18 protein-coding genes are annotated in these 17,881 nt (G+C 72.5%); 15 read left to right on the forward strand and 3 right to left on the reverse strand.

Translation table 11 applies throughout. The features are described from left to right. Positions 1-40: 40 nt before the first annotated feature. The 6 genes from BMX97_RS17660 to BMX97_RS17685 all read left to right on the forward strand — a co-directional run bounded on the left by BMX97_RS17660 (position 41) and on the right by BMX97_RS17685 (position 4,710). A complete protein-coding gene (locus BMX97_RS17660; protein ID WP_091752659.1) occupies positions 41-442 on the forward strand; it encodes a YciI family protein in 402 nt (133 codons plus the stop codon). Next, positions 439-1,710 carry an RNA polymerase sigma factor gene (locus BMX97_RS17665; RefSeq protein ID WP_091752660.1) on the forward strand — a complete coding sequence of 424 codons (1,272 nt, stop codon included), beginning with the start codon at positions 439-441 and terminating at the stop codon, positions 1,708-1,710. The genes BMX97_RS17660 and BMX97_RS17665 overlap by 4 nt, the downstream gene beginning before the upstream one ends. Before the next feature lie 82 nt (positions 1,711-1,792). Continuing rightward, the gene (locus BMX97_RS17670; RefSeq protein ID WP_091752661.1) at positions 1,793-2,218 is read left to right on the forward strand and encodes a VOC family protein; all 426 of its coding nucleotides are present in this window, start codon (positions 1,793-1,795) and stop codon (positions 2,216-2,218) included. A 60-nt stretch (positions 2,219-2,278) separates the two neighbouring features. Beyond that, positions 2,279-2,743 (forward strand): SRPBCC family protein, encoded by a 465-nt coding sequence (locus BMX97_RS17675; RefSeq protein ID WP_091752662.1) that lies wholly within the window; start codon positions 2,279-2,281, stop codon positions 2,741-2,743. Positions 2,744-2,761: 18 nt separating this feature from the next. Next, complete coding sequence (locus BMX97_RS17680) at positions 2,762-3,238, forward strand: VOC family protein (RefSeq protein ID WP_091752736.1); 477 nt, start codon at positions 2,762-2,764, stop codon at positions 3,236-3,238. 68 nt (positions 3,239-3,306) lie between these two features. Next, positions 3,307-4,710, forward strand: coding sequence for a sulfatase family protein (locus tag BMX97_RS17685; RefSeq protein ID WP_091752663.1), 1,404 nt, complete (start codon positions 3,307-3,309; stop codon positions 4,708-4,710). 66 nt (positions 4,711-4,776) lie between these two features. Here the strand turns inward: BMX97_RS17685 and BMX97_RS17690 are convergent, their stop codons facing one another. Together BMX97_RS17690 and BMX97_RS17695 are read right to left on the reverse strand one after the other, a co-directional pair. Continuing rightward, a complete protein-coding gene (locus BMX97_RS17690; RefSeq protein WP_091752664.1) occupies positions 4,777-5,547 on the reverse strand; it encodes a class I SAM-dependent methyltransferase in 771 nt (256 codons plus the stop codon). 110 nt (positions 5,548-5,657) lie between these two features. Next, positions 5,658-6,134 carry an Lrp/AsnC family transcriptional regulator gene (locus tag BMX97_RS17695; RefSeq protein ID WP_210187650.1) on the reverse strand — a complete coding sequence of 159 codons (477 nt, stop codon included), beginning with the start codon at positions 6,132-6,134 and terminating at the stop codon, positions 5,658-5,660. Between the two features lie 124 nt (positions 6,135-6,258). Here BMX97_RS17695 and BMX97_RS17700 point away from each other — a divergent pair, with 124 nt between their 5' ends. After that, on the forward strand, positions 6,259-6,900 hold the full coding sequence (locus BMX97_RS17700) for a LysE family translocator (RefSeq protein WP_244538488.1): 642 nt from the start codon (positions 6,259-6,261) through the stop codon (positions 6,898-6,900). A gap of 30 nt (positions 6,901-6,930) precedes the next feature. Here the strand turns inward: BMX97_RS17700 and BMX97_RS17705 are convergent, their stop codons facing one another. Next, a complete protein-coding gene (locus BMX97_RS17705) occupies positions 6,931-8,097 on the reverse strand; it encodes an aminotransferase class I/II-fold pyridoxal phosphate-dependent enzyme (RefSeq protein ID WP_091752666.1) in 1,167 nt (388 codons plus the stop codon). A 199-nt stretch (positions 8,098-8,296) separates the two neighbouring features. On the opposite strand from BMX97_RS17705, the gene BMX97_RS17710 reads away from it, so the two are divergent. The 8 genes from BMX97_RS17710 (at position 8,297) to BMX97_RS17745 (ending at position 17,709) form a co-directional block, all read left to right on the forward strand. Next, a complete protein-coding gene (locus BMX97_RS17710) occupies positions 8,297-9,115 on the forward strand; it encodes a DsbA family protein (RefSeq protein ID WP_091752667.1) in 819 nt (272 codons plus the stop codon). A gap of 163 nt (positions 9,116-9,278) precedes the next feature. After that, complete coding sequence (gene accB, locus BMX97_RS17715; RefSeq protein WP_244538489.1) at positions 9,279-9,767, forward strand: acetyl-CoA carboxylase biotin carboxyl carrier protein; 489 nt, start codon at positions 9,279-9,281, stop codon at positions 9,765-9,767. A 116-nt stretch (positions 9,768-9,883) separates the two neighbouring features. Next, positions 9,884-11,239 (forward strand): acetyl-CoA carboxylase biotin carboxylase subunit, encoded by a 1,356-nt coding sequence (gene accC, locus BMX97_RS17720; RefSeq protein WP_060847338.1) that lies wholly within the window; start codon positions 9,884-9,886, stop codon positions 11,237-11,239. A gap of 262 nt (positions 11,240-11,501) precedes the next feature. Beyond that, positions 11,502-11,768, forward strand: coding sequence for a hypothetical protein (locus tag BMX97_RS17725; RefSeq protein WP_091752669.1), 267 nt, complete (start codon positions 11,502-11,504; stop codon positions 11,766-11,768). A 176-nt stretch (positions 11,769-11,944) separates the two neighbouring features. Next, positions 11,945-12,607: a leucyl/phenylalanyl-tRNA--protein transferase gene (gene aat, locus BMX97_RS17730; protein ID WP_091752670.1), complete on the forward strand. Its 663-nt coding sequence runs from the start codon at positions 11,945-11,947 to the stop codon at positions 12,605-12,607. A 289-nt stretch (positions 12,608-12,896) separates the two neighbouring features. After that, a complete protein-coding gene (locus BMX97_RS17735) occupies positions 12,897-15,362 on the forward strand; it encodes a TonB-dependent receptor (RefSeq protein WP_091752671.1) in 2,466 nt (821 codons plus the stop codon). A gap of 239 nt (positions 15,363-15,601) precedes the next feature. After that, the gene (locus BMX97_RS34200; protein ID WP_280142805.1) at positions 15,602-17,080 is read left to right on the forward strand and encodes an ATP-binding protein; all 1,479 of its coding nucleotides are present in this window, start codon (positions 15,602-15,604) and stop codon (positions 17,078-17,080) included. Further along, entirely contained in the window at positions 17,077-17,709 is a 633-nt protein-coding gene (locus tag BMX97_RS17745) for a response regulator (RefSeq protein ID WP_091752672.1), read from the forward strand. The genes BMX97_RS34200 and BMX97_RS17745 overlap by 4 nt, the downstream gene beginning before the upstream one ends. Positions 17,710-17,881 lie beyond the last annotated feature (172 nt).

Genomic DNA, 17,881 nt, shown 5'->3' on the forward strand with positions numbered 1-17,881 from the left:
GGCCGCCTCGCGCGTCCTGTGACCGGAAGGGATCGCCGCCATGCTCTACGCCATCCTCTGCTACAAGGACGAGGACGTCGTCGCCGCCTGGAGCGCGGCGGACGACGCCGCCGTGATGGACCGGCTCGGGCACGTGCACGCGCGGCTGGAGCGGGACGGCAAGCTCGGCCCGTCGCTGCGGCTCCTGCCGACGAGCACCGCCACCACCCTGCGCAAGGCGAGCGAGCCGCCGCTCGTGATCGACGGCCCCTTCGCCGAGACCAAGGAGCAGCTGCTGGGCTTCTACGTCGTCGAGGTCGCCGACCTCGACGAGGCCCTGGAGATCGCCCGCGATCTCGCCGCGGCCAATCCGGGCGGCGCCTACGAGCTGCGGCCGGTCCTGCTCTACAATCCCGACCCGCGCCCGTCCCGGGCCGGGCGCCCCGAGGGCGGGCCCCGGTGAGCGGGGCCTCGCCCGACGCGGCCTGGCTCGCCGCCTCCCTGGCGGCGGCGAGGCCTCGGGTGGTCGCCGCGCTGTTGCGGGTGTTTCGCGACCTCGACACCGCCGAGGAGGCGTTCCAGGAGGCGAGCCTGCGGGCGCTGCGGACCTGGCCCCGCACCGGACCGCCGCGGGACGTGGCGGCCTGGCTGATCCTCGTCGGGCGCAACGCCGCCCTCGACGGCAGGCGCCACCTCGCCCGCCTCGCTCCCCTGCCGCCGGACGAGGCGCTGTCCGACCTCGGCGACGCCGAGGCGCCGCTCGCCGAGACGATCGACGCCGGGGCCTATCGCGACGACATCCTGCGGCTCCTGTTCGTCTGCTGCCATCCCGACCTGCCGGCGACGCAGCAGATCGCGCTGGCGCTCCGCATCGTCTCGGGGCTCTCCGTGCCGCGTATCGCCCGCGCCTTCCTGGTCTCGGAGGCGGCGATGGAGCAGCGGATCACCCGCGCCAAGGCCCGCATCGCCAGGAGCCCGGTGCCCTACGGCGCGCCGGGGCCGGCCGAGCGGGCGGAGCGGCGCGCCGCCGTCTCGGCGATGCTCTACCTCGTCTTCAACGCCGGCTACTCGGCCGCGACCGGCACGGAGCGGGCGGAGCTGTGCGACGAGGCGATCCGCCTCGGCCGCCTGCTGCTGCGGCTGTTCGCGACCGACCCGGAGACGATGGGGCTCCTCGCCCTGATGCTGCTCCAGCACGCCCGCGCCCCGGCCCGCTTCGACGCCGACGGCGAGATCATCTTGCTGGAGGACCAGGATCGCGGGCTCTGGCGCCAGGCCCCGATCGCCGAGGGGCTGGCCCTCGTCGACAAGGCGATGCGCCACCGCGCGCCGGGCCCCTACCAGGTCCAGGCGGCCATCGCCGGCCTGCACGCCCGGGCCGCGCGGCCGCGGGACACCGACTGGGCCGGCATCGACGCGCTCTACGCGACGCTCGAACGGATGCAGCCCTCGCCGGTGGTGACGCTCAACCGCGCCGTCGCGGCCGCCAAGGTCGCCGGCCCGGCGGCCGGGCTCGCCCTCGTCGAGCCCCTGGCCGGGCCGCTGCAGGGCTACTTCCACTTCCACGGCCTGCGCGGCGCCCTGCTGCTGCAGCTCGGCCGCACCGCCGAGGCCCGGGAGGCGATGGGCCGGGCGATCGCGCTCGCCGGCACCCCGGCCGAGGCCGCGCATATCCGCCTCCAGCTCGACCGGCTGGCCGGGGACGGCTCGACGGAGCGCGAAAAAATCTGAAGCGGGGCTGTCGGGGACGGCCTCCGCCGCCCGTCCTTGCAACGAGGCCGCACCGACGACCGGCCCGACCGAGGAGAGGACCATGAGAGACGACACCCCGGCGACCCCGTCCGACGCGCCCCCTCCGGTGAAGGGCGGCCTCGTCACCTACGTGACGGTGGACGGCGCCCTGAAGGCGGCGGAATTCTACGCCCGCGCCTTCGGGGCCGAGACCGTCGCCGCCCTGCCGGCGGACGAGCAGGGACGGACCTGCCACGTCCATCTCCACGTCAACGGCTCGTCGCTGATGCTGTGCGACGCCTATCCGGAGCACGGCCATCCGCTTCAGCCGCCCCAGAGCTTCACCCTGACGCTGATGGTCGAGGACATCGACGCCCGCTACGCCCGCGCCGTCGAGGCCGGCGCCACCGCGATCATGCCGCCGGCCGAGATGTTCTGGGGCGACCGCTACGGACAGTTGCGCGATCCCTTCGGGGTGGTCTGGGCGATGAACCAGGCGAAGCGCTGAAGCCGCCGGCGGAACCGGACACCGCCGATCCCCCACGCCCATCCCCCGTCGAGCCCTCCGATGACCGATCCGACCGGACGCGACCTCGTCCTCACCCGCCTGATCCCCGCCCCGGCCGCCGCGCTCTACCGCGCCTGGACCGAGCCGGAGCTGATCGAGCGGTGGTTCGCCCCGCACCCCTTCACGGTCGCGCAGGCCGAGACCGATCCCCGCCCCGGCGGCACGACCCGCATCGTCATGCGGGGGCCGGACGGGAGCGAGTTCACCAGCCGCGGCGTCTATCTCGAGCTGGTCGAGAATGCCCGCATCGTCTTCACCGACGCCTATACGTGCGCCTGGGAGCCGGCGGAAAAGCCGTTCTTCACCGGCATCATCACCTTCACGCCCGAGGACGGCGGCACCCGCTACACCGCGCTCGCCCGGCACTGGAATGCGGAGGACCGCGCCGCCCACGAGGCGATGGGGTTCCACGACGGCTGGGGCCGCTGCGCCGACCAGCTCGCCGCCCTCGCCTCCCGCCTGTGACCGTCGAGGAGACGCATGATGGCTCCTGTCAGCACCTGCTTGTGGTTCGCGCGCGACGCCGAGGAGGCGGTGCGCACCTACGTCGCCCTCGTCCCGGATTCGCAGCTCGGGCCGATCCTGCGCGCGCCGGGCCCCTGGCCCGGGGGCGAGCCCGGCGCCGCGATCCTGGTGAGCTTCACCCTCGGCGGGCAGAGCTTCCAGGCGCTCAACGGCGGCACGGGGGTCGACTACGGCACCGCCGCCTCGATCGCCGTCGCCTGCCCGGACCAGAGGGAGGTCGACCGCCTGTGGGACGGGCTCCTCGCCGGGGGCGGCACCGAGATCCAGTGCGGCTGGCTGCGCGACCGCTGGGGCGTGCCCTGGCAGATCGTCCCGGAAGTCCTGCCGCGCCTGCTCGCGCACCCGGACCCCGCCGTCGCCGCCCGGGTGTTTGCCGCGATGCAGGGCATGGTGCGGATCGACGGGGCGGCGCTGGAGCGGGCGGCCGCGGGCTGAACCCCGAACCGGTTGCCCGTCGGTGCCTCGCCCCGTAGCGTACCCGCAACGACGCGGGAGGATCGGCCATGGCGGGAGTGACGCGCAGGCGCGTGCTGGGCAGCGCGGCCGCCGGGGCGGCGGCGCTCGCCGGACCACGGGCGGCCCGGGCGGCGCACGCCCCGAACATCGTGTTCATCATGGCCGACGACCTCGGCTACGCCGACGTCGCCTGTTACGGCCGGCCCGACCTCGCCACCCCGCACATCGACCGGATCGCCGCCCGCGGCGTGCGGTTCACGCAGGCCTACGCCAATTCGGCGGTGTGCTCGGCCACCCGCACGGCCTTGATCACCGGACGCTACCAGTACCGCCTGGCCGTCGGGCTCGAGGAGCCGGTGACGACCCGCTTCGCGGGCGGCATCCCGGCGGAGCATCCGACCCTGCCCGGCCTGCTGCGGCAGGCCGGGTACCGCACGGCGCTCGTCGGCAAGTGGCATCTCGGCAGCGTGCAGGAATACGGGCCGCTGCAGCGCGGCTACGACGCGTTCTGGGGCTTTCGCGGCGGTACGATCGATTACTTCAGCCACCGCGGCACCGACGACAAGCCGGACCTGTGGGACGGCGACGTACGGATCGAGGAGGCCGGCTACGCCACCCACCTCCTGGGGCAGCGCGCGGTCGAGACGATCGCGGCCTCGGCGAAGGCCGGACGGCCGTTCTTCCTCAGCCTGCACTTCAATGCGCCGCACTGGCCGTGGGAGACGCCCGACGACGAGGCCGAATCGCGCCGCATCGCCGGTAGCAACCTGCGCCACTTCGACGGCGGCACCCAAGCCACCTACCGCCGGATCGTCGGCGAGATGGACGCCCAGATCGGCCGCGTCCTCGACGCCCTCGAGGCCAACGGCATCGCCGAGGACACGATCGTGGTGTTCACGAGCGACAACGGGGGCGAGCGCTTCTCGGACACCTGGCCGTTCACCGGCCGCAAGACCGAATTGCTCGAAGGCGGCCTGCGCATCCCGGCGATCGTGTCGTGGCCGCGGCGGCTGAAGGCGGGCACGGTCTCGACCCAGCCGATGATCACCATGGACTGGCTGCCGACGCTGCTCGCCGCCGCCGGCTCCGCCCCCGATCCGGCCTATCCGTCCGACGGCATCGACCTCCTGCCGATCCTGACCGGCCAGGCCTCGGAGCGGCCCCGCACGTTCTTCTGGCGCTACCGCGCCAACGCCCAGGCGGCGATGCGCGACGGCGACCTCAAGTACCTCAAGATCCGGGACAACACGTTCCTGTTCGACGTGGTCGCCGATCCGCTGGAGCGAGCGAACCTGAAGGACCGCCGTCCGGAGGACTTTTCGCGACTTCAGACGGCCTGGACCGCCTGGAGCGCCAGCATGCTGCCGGAGCGGTCGGACAGCTTCACCGAGAGCTATACGGGCGCGCAGCTCGCCGACCATTTCGGGGTGGCGGCGCCGGCGGGGAAATGACGTCCGGGCGTGCGAGCGCACCCGCTCTCCGGCATCGCGGGGCCGATCGTCGGGACACGCGGCGGGTCAGTGCGACCGCTCGCACCAGTACACGTGCGTCCGGTACGGGAAGGTCACCTCCGGCCGCCCGGCGAGCGCCGGCGTGCGATCGATCAGCGCCCGCACGCTCGCCGCCACCCCTGCCCGCTCCACCTCCGGCAAGGCCGCGATGAAGCTCACCGACAGGGTCCGGTCGAGGATCACCTGATCGGGCGCGCCGGCATGGCCGTGCGGAAAAACCTCCTCGTGCAGGGGCCCGAAGCCCTCGGCCGGGAACGGCGCCCGCCACGCGCCGGTGTGGTAGCGTGGCGCGTCGCCCTCGTGGGCGTTCATGATCGCGGTCAGATCCGCCACCCAGGGCGTGCCCTCGTCGCGGACGTTCCAGACGAGGCCGAGGCGGCCGCCGACCTTGAGCACCCGGCGGATCTCGGCGAGCGCCGCCGTCGTCGAGAACCAGTGGAAGGCCTGGGCGCAGACGAGGGCGTCGAGGCTGGCATCGGCGAGCGGCATCGCCTCGGCGGAGCCGGCGAGCGCGGTCACGCCCGGCAGGGCGGCGGCGAGGGCGTCCCGCATGGCCGCGACGGGCTCGATCGCCGTCACGTCGGCGCCGGTCGCGGCGATGAGGCGGGTGAACTTGCCGGTCCCGGCGCCGAGATCGGCGGCCCTGCGGCCGGGCCCGAGACGCAGGGCGTCGCGCAGCCAGGCGCCGAGCGCCGCCGGATAGTCGGGCCGGCCCCGCGCGTAGGTCTCGGCACCGGAGGCGAAGCCGGTCGCGGCGGCGGGATGCAGGTCGGTCATCGGTGTCCTCCCCTGACGGAACGGGCCGGCCGGGTTCGGCGTCGCGGGCCCGGCACGCCGGGTATCCGGGTGGAGAGGGGACGGGGCAAGCCCGGTCGGCGCCGTCGCGATCAGAGATGGTCGAGGGGGAGCGGGCCCTCGGCCTTGACCGTCTGGATCGCGAAGTTGCTGCGGATGTCGCTGACCCCCGGCAGGCGCATCAGCGTGTCGAGGAGCAGGCGCTCGTAGGCGGCGAGGTCGGGCACGACGACCTGGAGCAGGAAATCGGATTCGCCGGAGACGAGGTGGCAGGCCACCACGCTCGGGAGGAGGCGCACCGCGCCCCGGAACGCCGCCGCCCCGCTCTCGTCGTGGCGGACGACCTTGACCCCGACGAAGACCGTGAGGCCGAGGCCGAGCCCGGCCCGGTCGAGCGTCGCCCGGTAGCCGCCGATGACCCCGGCCTCCTCCAGCAGGCGGACGCGGCGCAGGCAGGGCGAGGGCGACAGGCCGACCTCCTCGGCGAGCTGCACGTTGGTCAGCCGCCCGTCCCGCTGCAAGGCCGCCAGGATGCGCCGATCGATGGCGTCGAGAACCATTTTGGGCATCGATGCGGCCTCAAAGGCTAGTTTCTTGGCACGATATGCCAAAGATCGCCGCACGCGAAGCCGCATTCGGCCGGATCGGCCAGTCCGGGAGCGCTAGGGTCCGGCCGTTCGCCCAAGGGCCGCCATGACCGATCCCGCCATGACCGATCCCACCACGACCGATCTCGTCGTCTTCCTCGCCTTCCTGGCCGTCGCCTTCCTGGTGCCCGGCCCCGACATGGTGCTGATCCTGCGCACCGGCGCGGCCCAGGGGCGGGGGGCGGCCCGGGCGGTGGCCCTCGGCCTCGCCGTGGCCCGCACGGTCCATGTCAGCCTGTCGGCCGTCGGGCTCGCCGCGCTCCTGGTGGCGTCGCCCGTCGTCTTCGGGTGGCTGCGCCTCGCCGGGGCCGCCTATCTCGTCTGGCTCGGATGGCGGGTCTGGCGCGCCGGGGTCGCGCTGCCCGAACTGGGGGGCGCCCCCGCCCTCTCGCCGGCGGCGGCCTTCCTGCGCGGCCTCGTGACCAACATCCTCAACCCGAAGGCGCTGCTGTTCTGCTCCGTGCTGCTGCCGCAATTCGTGCGGTCGGACCAGGCGAACGCGTCCGCCCGCCTCCTCGTGCTCGGCGCCGTCCTCGTCGCGGCCGGGCTCGCCTTCGATCTCGTCTATGCCGAGGCGGGGACGAAGCTCGGCCGCTGGCTCGACCGGCGCCCGGCGGCCCAGCGGGCGCAGCGCTGGGTCTTCTCCGGCCTGCTGGTCAGCTTCGGCGTCGGCCTGATGGCCGGTTGAGCACCAGACCCGGGGCCTGCCGCGGGCGCGTCAGGCCAGCCAGCCCTTCAGCCGCCGCACCGCCTCGTGCGCCTCGGCCTCGCCGCCGGCGAACGAGAGGCGCAGGTGGTGGGCGCCGGCCTCCGGGTCGAAGTCGAGGCCGGGCGTCGCCGCCACCCCGGCCTCGTCGAGCATGCGGCGGCAGAAGCCGATCGAGTCGTTGGTGAGCCGCGCGACGTCGGCGTAGAGGTAGAAGGCGCCGTCGGCCGGGTGCACGTCGCCGAGGCCGATCGACGGCAATTCGTTCAGCAGCAGCGCGCGGGCGCGGGCGTAGTCGGCCTTCACCCCCTCCAGCTCCTCGGTCGCCTCGAAGGCGGCGAGCGCGGCCACCTGCGACAGGTAGGGCGCCGAGATGTAGAGGTTCTGCGCCAGCCGCTCGATCGGCCGCACCAGGGATTCCGGCACCACCATCCAGCCGATCCGCCAGCCGGTCATGCAATAGTACTTCGAGAACGAGTTGATCACGACCGCGTCGGGATCGACCGCGAGCGCGGTGGCGGCGGGCCGGCCGTAGGTCAGGCCGTGATAGATCTCGTCGGAGATGAAGCGCAGCCCCAGGTCGCGGCAGGTCCCGGCGAGGGCGGCGAGACCCGCCTCGTCGATCATCGTGCCGGACGGGTTGGCCGGGCTCATCACCAGGAGGCCCGCGAGCGGGCTCGCAGCATGGGCGGCCCGCACTCCCGCGGCGGTCGGCACGAAGCCGTCCTCGGCCCGCAGCGGCAGGCCGACCGGCTCGAGATCGACCGCCTGGAGGACCGAGCGGTAGGCCGGATAGCCGGGCGCCGAGATCGCGACGCGCCCGCCGGCATCGAACAGGCTGAGGAAGGCCAGCACGAAGCCGGCCGAGGAGCCGGTGGTGACGACGACCCGCTCGGGCGCGACGGCGACGCCGTAGGCCTCGGCGTAGTGGCGGGCGATCCGCTCGCGCAACGGCGCGAGGCCGAGCGCCTCGGTGTAGGGGATGCGGCCCGAGGCCAGCGCCGCCTGCGCCGCCGCGATGGCGGGTTTCGGCGCGGGTGCGGAGGGCTGGCCGACCTCCATGTGCACCACGCTGTCGCCGGCCCGCTCGCGCCGCGCCGCGGCGGCGAGCACGTCCATCGCCAGGAAGGGCGCGACGCGGGCGGCGCGGCGGGAGACGAGAGAGGTGGGATCGGACATGACGGGCCTTGATGGGAGGGCACGGGTGCGTCCCCGCACATAGCGGGATTTGCCGGCGATTGCGCCCCGCGGCCGGCGCCGAGACGGATGTGACCAGGCGTGATTTGACAAGGCCGCCGCGAAACCGCCTAACCGGCGAGTCAAGGAGCGCGCCACGATTGTGCGCCACCGACGGTGGACGACCCCGATGAGGACGACGATGCTGCCCCTGCCCCGCCTTCTGCCCGCCCTCGCCCTCGCGGGCCTCGTCGCCGCGGTTGCCCCGACGCAGGCCCAGTCGCCGACCACCACGCCGGCGGCGCCCGCCGCCCAAGCTCCCGCCCCGGCCGCGATGCCGGACGCCCAGCGCCAGGCGATCGAGAGCGTGGTGCGCGACTACCTGCTGAAGAACCCCGAGGTGCTGCAGGAGGCGATGGCCGAGCTGGAGAAGCGCCAGCAGGACGCCCAGAAGGTCGCCCAGGCCAGTGCCCTCAAGGAGACCCGCGACACCCTGCACAACTCGCCGCACGGCTTCGTCGCCGGCAACCCGAACGGCGACGTCACCCTGGTCGAGTTCTTCGATTACAATTGCGGCTACTGCAAGCGGGCGCTCACCGACCTGCAGACCCTGATCAAGGGCGACCCGAAGCTCAAGGTGGTCCTGCGCGACTTCCCCGTGCTCGGACCCGATTCGCTCGAGGCCAGCAAGGTGGCGCTCGCCGCCAAGCAGCAGATCAAGGGCGACAAGCTGTTCGACTACCACATCCGCCTGCTCGAGAGCCGCGGCCGGGTGAACGGCGAGCGGGCGATCGCGGTCGCCAAGGAGATGGGCCTCGACATCGCCAAGCTGCAGAAGGACATGCAGGCCCCCGACATCCAGGCGGCCCTGCAGGAGAACGTGGGCCTGGGCGACAAGCTCGGCCTGTCGGGCACCCCGGCCTTCATCATCGGCGACGAGATCATCCCGGGCGCCGTCGGCGTCGAGCCGATCCGCAAGACGGTGGCGGGCGTGCGCCAGTGCGGCCACGCCACCTGCTGAGGTTCCTGCTTGCCCGTCGCGCCGGCGCCACTATCGCGCGCCGGTCGCATGGTCTATGAGGCCCGCCGATCGCCCGACGGACGCCCGACGCCCCCCGCGTCGTCCGACACCGGGTCCCGGCGGGCCAACCCCCGCCCCTCCTTCACGAGTGCCGAAGACCGCCGTGCCCTCCAACAACAAGCATGATCCCTTCGACCCCGAGCTCGTGCGCGAGCTCGCGACCCTGATCGCCGAGACCGATCTGAGCGAGATCGAGGTCGAGAAGGGCGACCTGCGCATCCGCGTCGCCCGCGAGCGCGCCGTGCAGCAGGTCCAGGTCCCGGTGGCCGCCGTCGCCCCGCCCCTTCCCGCCGCCGCGATCCCCGCCGCCGCGCCGGTCCTCACCGCCGAATCCGACCCGAAGGCGCTCGCCGCCCATCCGGGCGCGTTGCTCTCGCCGATGGTCGGCACCGCCTACCGCAAGCCCTCGCCCGAGGCGAAGAACTTCGTCGAGGTCGGCTCGCGGATCGAGAGCGGCGCCCGGGTCCTCCTCGTCGAGGCGATGAAGACCTTCAACGACATCGTGGCGCCGCGCTCCGGCACCGTGACGGCGATCTTCATCGAGGACGGGCAGCCGGTCGAGTTCGGCGAGCCCCTGCTGCTGATCGAGTGATCGCTCCGCGGACGAACCGCTGGCGCGCCACCGCTTCGTCCGCTCCGTTCCTTGTTTCGCCGCAGGTTTTCACCGCGAGACCGGCGGCCATTTTTGCGGAACCTGCCTAGGCCCCCATGTTCGACAAGATCCTGATCGCGAACCGGGGCGAGATCGCGCTCCGCATCCTGCGGGCCGCCAAGGAGCTCGGCATCGCGACCGTGGCGGTGCACTCCACCGCCGACGCCGACGCCATGCACGTCCGGCTCGCCGACGAGAGCGTGTGCATCGGCCCGCCGCCGGCCCGCGACAGCTACCTCAACATCCCGTCGATCATCGCCGCCTGCGAGATCACCGGCGCCGACGCGGTGCATCCGGGCTACGGCTTCCTGTCCGAGAACGCCCGTTTCGCCGAGGTGCTCAACCACCACGGCATCGGCTTCATCGGCCCGAAGGCCGAGCACATCCGGGTGATGGGCGACAAGATCGAGGCCAAGCGCACCGCCAAGCGCCTCGGCATCCCGTGCGTGCCCGGCTCCGAGGGCGGCGTCACCGATACCGACGAGGCCAAGCGCGTCGCCGCCGACATCGGCTACCCGGTGCTGATCAAGGCGGCGTCGGGCGGCGGCGGCCGCGGCATGAAGGTCGCCCGCAGCGAGGCCGACCTCGAGAACGCCCTGATGACCGCCCGCACCGAGGCGAAAGCCGCCTTCGGCGACGACGCGGTCTATATCGAGAAGTACCTCGAGAAGCCGCGCCACATCGAGGTGCAGGTGCTCGGCGACGGCCGCGGCAACGCCATCCACCTCGCCGAGCGCGACTGCTCGCTCCAGCGCCGGCACCAGAAGGTCTGGGAGGAAGGCCCCTCCCCGGCGCTCAACGCCGAGATGCGCGAGCAGATCGGCGGCACGGTCGCCCGGGCGATGCAGGAGCTGGGCTATACCGGCGCCGGCACGATCGAGTTCCTCTACGAGGACGGGCAGTTCTACTTCATCGAGATGAACACCCGGATCCAGGTGGAGCACCCCGTTACCGAGATGATCACCGGGATCGACCTCGTCAACGAGCAGATCCGGGTGGCGGCCGGTGCGCCGCTCTCGGTGCGCCAGGAGGACGTGCGGGTCGAGGGCCACGCCATCGAGTGCCGGATCAACGCCGAGCACCCGGCGACCTTCCGGCCCTCGCCGGGCACGATCACCTACTTCCACCCCCCCGGCGGCCTCGGGGTGCGGGTCGATTCGGCGGCCTACCAGGGCTACCGCATCCCGCCGCACTACGACTCGCTGATGGGCAAGCTCATCGTCCACGGCCGCACCCGCAACGAGTGCCTGATGCGGCTGCGCCGGGCGCTGGATGAGTTCGTGGTCGCGGGCATCGACACGACCCTGCCGCTGTTCCGCACCCTGGTGCGCAACGCCGACATCCAGAACGGCCTCTATGACATCCACTGGCTCGAGGAATTCCTCAAGACCGGCGGGCTCGAGGTCGAGTAGGCGGACCCGCACGGCGGATCCTCGGCAAGGGGTGTCCTCACGGGCGCCCCTTCGCGTTTCGGGGCCTGCGGTCTCGGCCCGGATGCGGCGCCGCAGCAATCGATGGTGCGCGAGATTTTTGCGCGCGCGCCGGAACGGGGCGGCGCCTCGCCGGTTCTCCCGGCGACAACGGCCGGAACACTTGGACCACCCCAGCGTCAGGTGGTGAACAGGGCGGTCCGGACTGTAACGATCGCAGTCGAGAACCGAGAGAGACTGTCCCATGCGCATGATCACGCTTGCCGCCCTGGCCGCCATGCTGGCCACCCCCGCCCTCGCCCAGGCCCCCGTCTACTCGGGCCCGGCCGCCCCGGTGGTCGATCCGCTCTCGACCGGCACCGTGGTGAACCCCGACCGTCCGGCCCCCGTCGGCGGCGTCGGCCGCAACACCATCGAGACCGAGATCGATTCGGCCAAGGGCGGCAACGCCGCGATGCCGAGCCGCCTGAACCCGAACCTCGGCAACACCTCGGGCGGCCCGTCGAACTGAGCCGGACCGGGCACCCCGATACGCCAGGAAAGGCCCGCGGCCGGCCGCCGCGGGCCTTTCCTCGTTCGGGGCAGCTCTCCGCCCTACTTCGACCGGGTCTCCCCGTCGGCCCTTTCCCGAGAGCCGGTCCGGGGTGAGAATGCCGCCCCCGCACCCTGTGCCCGGAACCCCCGTCGATGCACGGCAGCCTGAACGTCGAGATCACCGCGGAGATCCTGCTCAAGGCCTACGCCGCCGGCATCTTCCCGATGGCGGAGGATGCCGACGACCCGACGCTGTACTGGGTCGAGCCGAAGGAGCGGGGCATCCTGCCCCTCGACCGCTTCCATCTCGGGGCTCGCCTCGCCCGCACGGTGCGCAACGGCGACTTCGAGGTGGTGACCGACCGCGACTTCGACGCGGTGATCGAGGGCTGCGCCGCCCCGCGGCGCGACAGCGACCGCACCTGGATCAACGCCCGCATCCGCGCCCTCTACGGCGAATTGTTCGATCTCGGCCACTGCCACACCGTCGAGGTCTATGCCGGCGAGTCCCGGACCCTGGTGGGCGGCCTCTACGGCGTCTCGCTGGGCTCGGCGTTCTTCGGCGAGAGCATGTTCCACACCGTCCGGGACGCCTCGAAGGTGGCCCTCGTCCACCTCGCCGCGCGCCTGAGGCGCGGCGGCTACACCCTGCTCGACGCGCAGTTCGTCACCAGCCACCTCGCCCAGTTCGGCGCCGAGGAGGTACCGCGCCAGGCCTACAAGGCGATGCTGCGCGCGGCCATCGAGCGGCCGGCGCAGTGGGACGGCGCGCCGCTCACCGGGGCTGAGGCGGTGGCGGCCCTCGGCCATCCGTGACATGATTCGCCCGATCCCGACCGGCTCCCTGGAAGACGATCGAACAGGAAGATTCGGCAATTCTCACTGCCGATCTTTCCCTGACGCGACGTTTTCGGCCCGACGGATTGTTGCAGGACCGTCACTGTGTCCGGGGTTCGAGCACCGATCCTGTCCCGGTACTTCCTAAGAGTGCCGTATGACCTTTGCCGGGATTGCGGCGAAACGGTGAAGCTCGTTATCACTCCTCCAATTCGCGGGGCCGTGCGGTACCGCACGAACCGAGAGACGGTGGGGGAGAATGGTGGGCATGGTTGCGTCGCGCTGGGGACTTCTGGTCACGACCGCCCTCGTCTCGGCCGCGCTCGCCGCGCCGGCCGCCGCGCAGGGCACCATCGCCCTCGAGACCATCGACGTGGTGCCGGTCACCCCGGTCGCAGGCTCCGGCGGCACCGCCCGCTCGGCCACCGGCGAGCGGATCGAGGGCGGCGGCAACCTGTCGCTCGCCAAGGTGCCGTTCACCGTCGAGACCGTGACGGCCCGTAAGCTCGAGCAGGACCGCGCCACCCTCGATCCCACCTTCACGCTCGCCCGCACCACGCCCGGCGTGAACCTGTCGGACGGCCAGGGCAACAGCTTCCGCCAGACCCTGACCTATCGCGGCTTCGACGCCTCGCCGCTGCTCGGCGCGCCGCAGGGGCTCGCCGTCTACCAGAACGGCACCCGCATCAACGAGGCCTTCGGCGACGTGGTGAACTGGGACCTGATCCCCCAGGTCGCGATCAACCGCATCGACATCGTCACCGGCAACCCGGTCTTCGGCCTGAACGCGCTCGGCGGCGCGGTCAACATCGAGATGAAGAACGGCTTCACCTGGCAGGGCAAGGAAGTCTCGGTGATCGGCGGCTCGGACGGCCGCATCCTGGGCACCCTGCAATACGGCGAGGTGATCGGCCCCTGGAGCTTCTACTTCGCCGGAGAGGGCCTGCGCGACGCCGGCTGGCGCTACCAGTCGCCGTCGGAGATCGGGCGGGTCTACGCCGATATCGGCCACCGCACCCTCGATTCCGAGTTCCACATCATCGCCTCCGGCGCCAAGACCTATTTCGGCGCCGCCGCCGCCTCGCCGGTCGACTTCACCCGCAACAACGAGCGGGCGATCTTCACCTACCCGCAATCGATCGACACCGAGGTCGGCCAGATCCAGGTCACCGGCAAGGTCAACGTCTCGCCGACCTGGGACCTGTCGGGCAACGCCTATGTCCGTCGCCTGAGCCAGTTCGTGATCGACGGCAACGACGGCAACTTCGAGAATTGCAGCTCGCGCTCGAACTTCCGCGGCTTCCTGTGCTTCGAGGATGACGGCTTCTCCGCCGCCCCCGGCCAGACCCAGGCGCAGTTCCGCAACCAGTTCCTGATCCTCGGGCCGCAGAACCAGCGGATCCCGTTCCGGGCCGGGGTGCCCTACGGCACCGTCGACACCGTGCGGACCGAGGCGACCGGCTACGGCGGCACGCTCCAGGCGACGAACCGCGACCGGATCTTCGACCGTCCCAACACCTTCATCGTCGGCGGCAGCATCGACGTCGCGCATTACGGCTTCAAGTCGTCGAGCACGCTCGGCGTCATCAACCCGGACCTGAGCGTCACGACGGATCCGAACAACCCGACCTACGGCAACATCCCGGGGCTCGGCACCGGCCCGATCCGCACCGCCGGCGCCCTCGGCATCGCGCCGAGCTCGGTCAACGGCTCGAACCTCTACATGGGCCTCTACGCCCTCGACACGTTCGACGTCACCGACCGGCTCTCGCTCACCGCCGGCGCCCGGCTGAACTTCGCCCGGATCAACACCCAGGACCTGACCGGCTTCTCGCCGGACGTCACCGGCACCCACTACTTCAGCCGCATCAACCCGGTCGCCGGCCTGACCTACCGGATCGCGCCCTGGATGAGCCTCTACGGCGGCTACTCGGAGTCGAACCGGGCGCCGACGCCGCTCGAGCTCGCCTGCGCCAATCCCGACCGGCCGTGCCTGCTGCCGAACTCGCTCGTCGCCGATCCGCCGCTGCGCCAGGTCGAGGCCCGCACCTACGAGGTCGGCATCCGCGGCTCGGTGCCGAACTTCTACGAGGACGGTCTCCTCAACTACAAGCTCGGCGCCTTCCGCACCGACCTGACCAACGACATCCTGCAGGTGGCGGTGCCGGGCAACGCGGCGCGCGGCTACTTCGTCAACGTGCCGGCGACCCAGCGCCAGGGCATCGAGGTCTCGGCCGAGTACGTCACCGGGCGCCTGAGCCTCTACGCCAACTACGCGCTGATCGACGCCACCTTCCAGTTCCGCGGCGACCTGTCCTCGCCCAACAACCCGCTGGCCGACGACGGGCTCATCACCATTCGCCCGGGTAACAAGGTGCCGCTCGTCCCCGACCACCAGATCAAGGCCGGCTTCGACTACGCGATCACGCCGTTCTGGCGCTTCGGCATGAACATGCAGGCGTTCTCGTCGTCCTACTTCCGCGGCGACGAGTCGAACATCAACCGCAAGCTGCCGGCCTACTTCACTGCCAATCTCAACACCAGCTTCCAGCTGACGCAGAACGTACAGATCTTCGGCCTGGTGACCAACCTGTTCAACAACCGCTACGCCAATTTCGGAACCTTCCTGGAGCGCAGCAACGACTTCGCCGGCCGCTACGTCCTGAACGACCCGCGCACCACCACCCTGGTGCAGCCGCTGTCGGTCTATGGCGGCGTGCGGATGACCTGGTAGGACGGCCCAGGCGGACGGTGCGTCGTCCGCCGCGGGACCTCGACCGGCTCCTTGCACCGGCGGTCCCTTGCACCGGCCCCTTGCACCGGCGCGCCCGCCGCCCCGGTGCGGGGGATAAGATCCAGCAGCGTCAGGCGGAATTGCGCGGAGCAATTCCGCCTGACGCGCGTCCGTCGCATTGACAGCGAGCCCGCCCCCAGGCTCGTGTCGCGGGGCCTCCCCGCTCCCCCGAGAGCCCGTTGTTTCCGCGCCCCGCCCCCACACCGCCGTTCCCCGAGACCGACGGGGCCGATCCGCACCGTCCGGTGCCGGCCGGCGCCGCCGCGGGACGCGGGCTGGTGCCCGCCCTGTGGTCGGGCCGGCCGATGCGGGCGCGGCTGATGGTGGTGGTCGTCCTCATCGACCTGATGGCGGCGGCGATCTCCGGTGCGGTCATCATCCACAAGGCACGCACCGCCACCGAGGTCGAGACCGCGGCCTCGCTCGCGGTGGTCGAGCCCCTGGTGGCCGAGACCCTGCAGGCGTTGCAGGACGCCCCCCTGCCGGGCCTGTTCCGCACCCTGGCGCTGCGCTTCCAGGGCCTGCGCCACGTCCGGGTGACCCTGCTCGATGCCGCGAACCGGCCGGCCGGCGCGGGTCCGCAGCGGGAGGGCAAGCGGCGGGCCCCGCGCTGGTTTTCCCGGCTGATCGCCCCGCCGGAGCAGCGCCACGAGGTGCCGCTGGTGCTGCGCGGCGCCCGCATCGGCACGGCGCTCGTCATCGCCGAGCCCTCCGACGAGATCGACGAGGTCTGGGGCTACGCCCTGGCCCTGGGTCTCACCGGGTTGTCGCTCAGCCTCGCCATGCTGGCGATCCTCTACGTCGCCTTCGGCCGGATCCTGAGCCCGCTCGCCCAGCTCGCCGCCGGGCTGACCCGGCTGGAGCAGCAGGATTACGGCGCCCGGGTCGACCGGCCCGACACCCGCGAGCTGGCCGTCATCGCGGCCCGGTTCAACCGCCTCGCCGAGGCGCTCGGGGCGGCCCGGGCCGCCAACCTGCGGCTCCACCGTCGCCTGCTCACCGCCGAGGAGGACGAGCGCCGGCGCACCGCGCTGGAACTCCACGACGAGTTCGGCCCGTGCCTGTTCGCGCTCGAGGCCAATTCCTCCTCGATCGCCCGCATCGCCACGACCCTCGACGAGCCGGCGCGCGGCCGCCTGACCCAGCGCACCGACGACATCGCGGCGATCGTCAAGCGGGTGCAGACCATCAACCGGGCGCTGCTCAACCGCCTGCGCCCGGCCGGGCTCGGCCAGGTGCCGCTCGCCCGCTGCCTCGAGCTCCTGGTGCGCGAGGCCGCCCGGCACCACCCGGAGATCGCCGTCGAGGGCCGCTTCGCGCCGCTCAAGGACGGCTACGGCGACCTCGTCGACCTGACCGTCTATCGCTGCGTGCAGGAGGGGCTGACCAACGCGCTGCGCCATGCCGGGGCGGAGCGGGTGAGCGTCGCGGTCGCCGAGGAGGCCGACGGCGGCCTGCGCCTCGCCGTCGAGGACGACGGCGCCGGCCTCGGGCCGGACCGGGGCGACGACCGGACCGCGGGGCGGGGTCTCGCCGGCATGCGCGAGCGGGTCGAGGCGCTCGGCGGCCGGCTGGCGCTCGTCCCGCGCACGCCCGGCACCGCCCTGCGGATCGTACTGCCTTCCGGCCCCGAGAGCCCCGAGGAGGCATCGCCGTGACCCGTGTCGTCGTGGTCGACGACCACCCGATCGTGCTGCGCGGGGCCCGCCGCCTGCTGGAAGACACCGGCGCCGAGGTGCGCGAGGCCGCGAGCCTGTGCCGGGGCTACCGGGCGATCCTGCGCCACCGGCCGGACGTGGCGGTGATCGACCTCACCTTCCCGGGCCGCGACCTCGGCGGCCTCGCGCTGATCGGGCGGGTGCGCAAGCGGGCGCCCGCGACCCGCATGATGGTGTTCAGCATGCACGCCGACCCGGCGGTGGTGGCCCGGGCGCTCGCCGCCGGCGCCGTCGGCTACGTGCTCAAGGACGCGCCCGCCGGCGACCTGGTGCGGGCCTACGAGCAGGTTCGGGCCGGCCGGCCCTACCTCGACGGGACGCTCGCCACCGAGGTCGCCCTGCTTCAGGCCGACCCGCGCCGGACGATGCTGGGCGCCCTCACCCCGCGCGAGCGCCGCGTCCTCACGCTGCTGGCCGAGGGCCGGGGCTACACGGCGATCGCCGACGATTTGTCGGTCAGCTACAAGACCGTGACCAACGCCTGCGCGGCCCTGCGCCAGCGCTTCGGGCTCGGGACCCTGACCGAGCTGACGCATTTCGCCGTGCGGCATGCGGGGGATCTGCGCTGAGGCGTCGGAGCCCGGATCGGCTCGGGTTTTCGCCGAGGGAACGAGCGTCATCGACCGTTTGCGCGGGCCGGCGATGTCCGCCCCGCGCCCCGCGCCGAGACGAGGGGGTAATCGGGACGGGCGGACCGTCGCCGATCCGCTCCACGATACGGGCCGATGCGTGCGGATACCT

It is taken from the genome of Methylobacterium sp. ap11, assembly GCF_900110515.1.
Taxonomy (GTDB): Bacteria; Pseudomonadota; Alphaproteobacteria; order Rhizobiales; family Beijerinckiaceae; genus Methylobacterium; species Methylobacterium ajmalii.

Bases quoted from the DNA above. Each gene is read 5' to 3' on its own strand.
- BMX97_RS17690 (WP_091752664.1), bottom strand. From the start codon at position 5,547: ATGACCGACCTGCATCCCGCCGCCGCGACCGGCTTCGCCTCCGGTGCC.
- BMX97_RS17735 (WP_091752671.1), top strand. From the start codon at position 12,897: ATGGTTGCGTCGCGCTGGGGACTTCTGGTCACGACCGCCCTCGTCTCG.
- BMX97_RS17680 (WP_091752736.1), top strand. From the start codon at position 2,762: ATGGCTCCTGTCAGCACCTGCTTGTGGTTCGCGCGCGACGCCGAGGAG.
- BMX97_RS17685 (WP_091752663.1), top strand. From the start codon at position 3,307: ATGGCGGGAGTGACGCGCAGGCGCGTGCTGGGCAGCGCGGCCGCCGGG.
- BMX97_RS17725 (WP_091752669.1), top strand. From the start codon at position 11,502: ATGCGCATGATCACGCTTGCCGCCCTGGCCGCCATGCTGGCCACCCCC.
- BMX97_RS17705 (WP_091752666.1), bottom strand. From the start codon at position 8,097: ATGTCCGATCCCACCTCTCTCGTCTCCCGCCGCGCCGCCCGCGTCGCG.
- BMX97_RS17710 (WP_091752667.1), top strand. From the start codon at position 8,297: ATGCTGCCCCTGCCCCGCCTTCTGCCCGCCCTCGCCCTCGCGGGCCTC.
- BMX97_RS17700 (WP_244538488.1), top strand. From the start codon at position 6,259: ATGACCGATCCCGCCATGACCGATCCCACCACGACCGATCTCGTCGTC.
- BMX97_RS17675 (WP_091752662.1), top strand. From the start codon at position 2,279: ATGACCGATCCGACCGGACGCGACCTCGTCCTCACCCGCCTGATCCCC.
- BMX97_RS17670 (WP_091752661.1), top strand. From the start codon at position 1,793: ATGAGAGACGACACCCCGGCGACCCCGTCCGACGCGCCCCCTCCGGTG.
- aat (WP_091752670.1), top strand. From the start codon at position 11,945: ATGCACGGCAGCCTGAACGTCGAGATCACCGCGGAGATCCTGCTCAAG.
- BMX97_RS17660 (WP_091752659.1), top strand. From the start codon at position 41: ATGCTCTACGCCATCCTCTGCTACAAGGACGAGGACGTCGTCGCCGCC.
- accC (WP_060847338.1), top strand. From the start codon at position 9,884: ATGTTCGACAAGATCCTGATCGCGAACCGGGGCGAGATCGCGCTCCGC.
- BMX97_RS17695 (WP_210187650.1), bottom strand. From the start codon at position 6,134: ATGCCCAAAATGGTTCTCGACGCCATCGATCGGCGCATCCTGGCGGCC.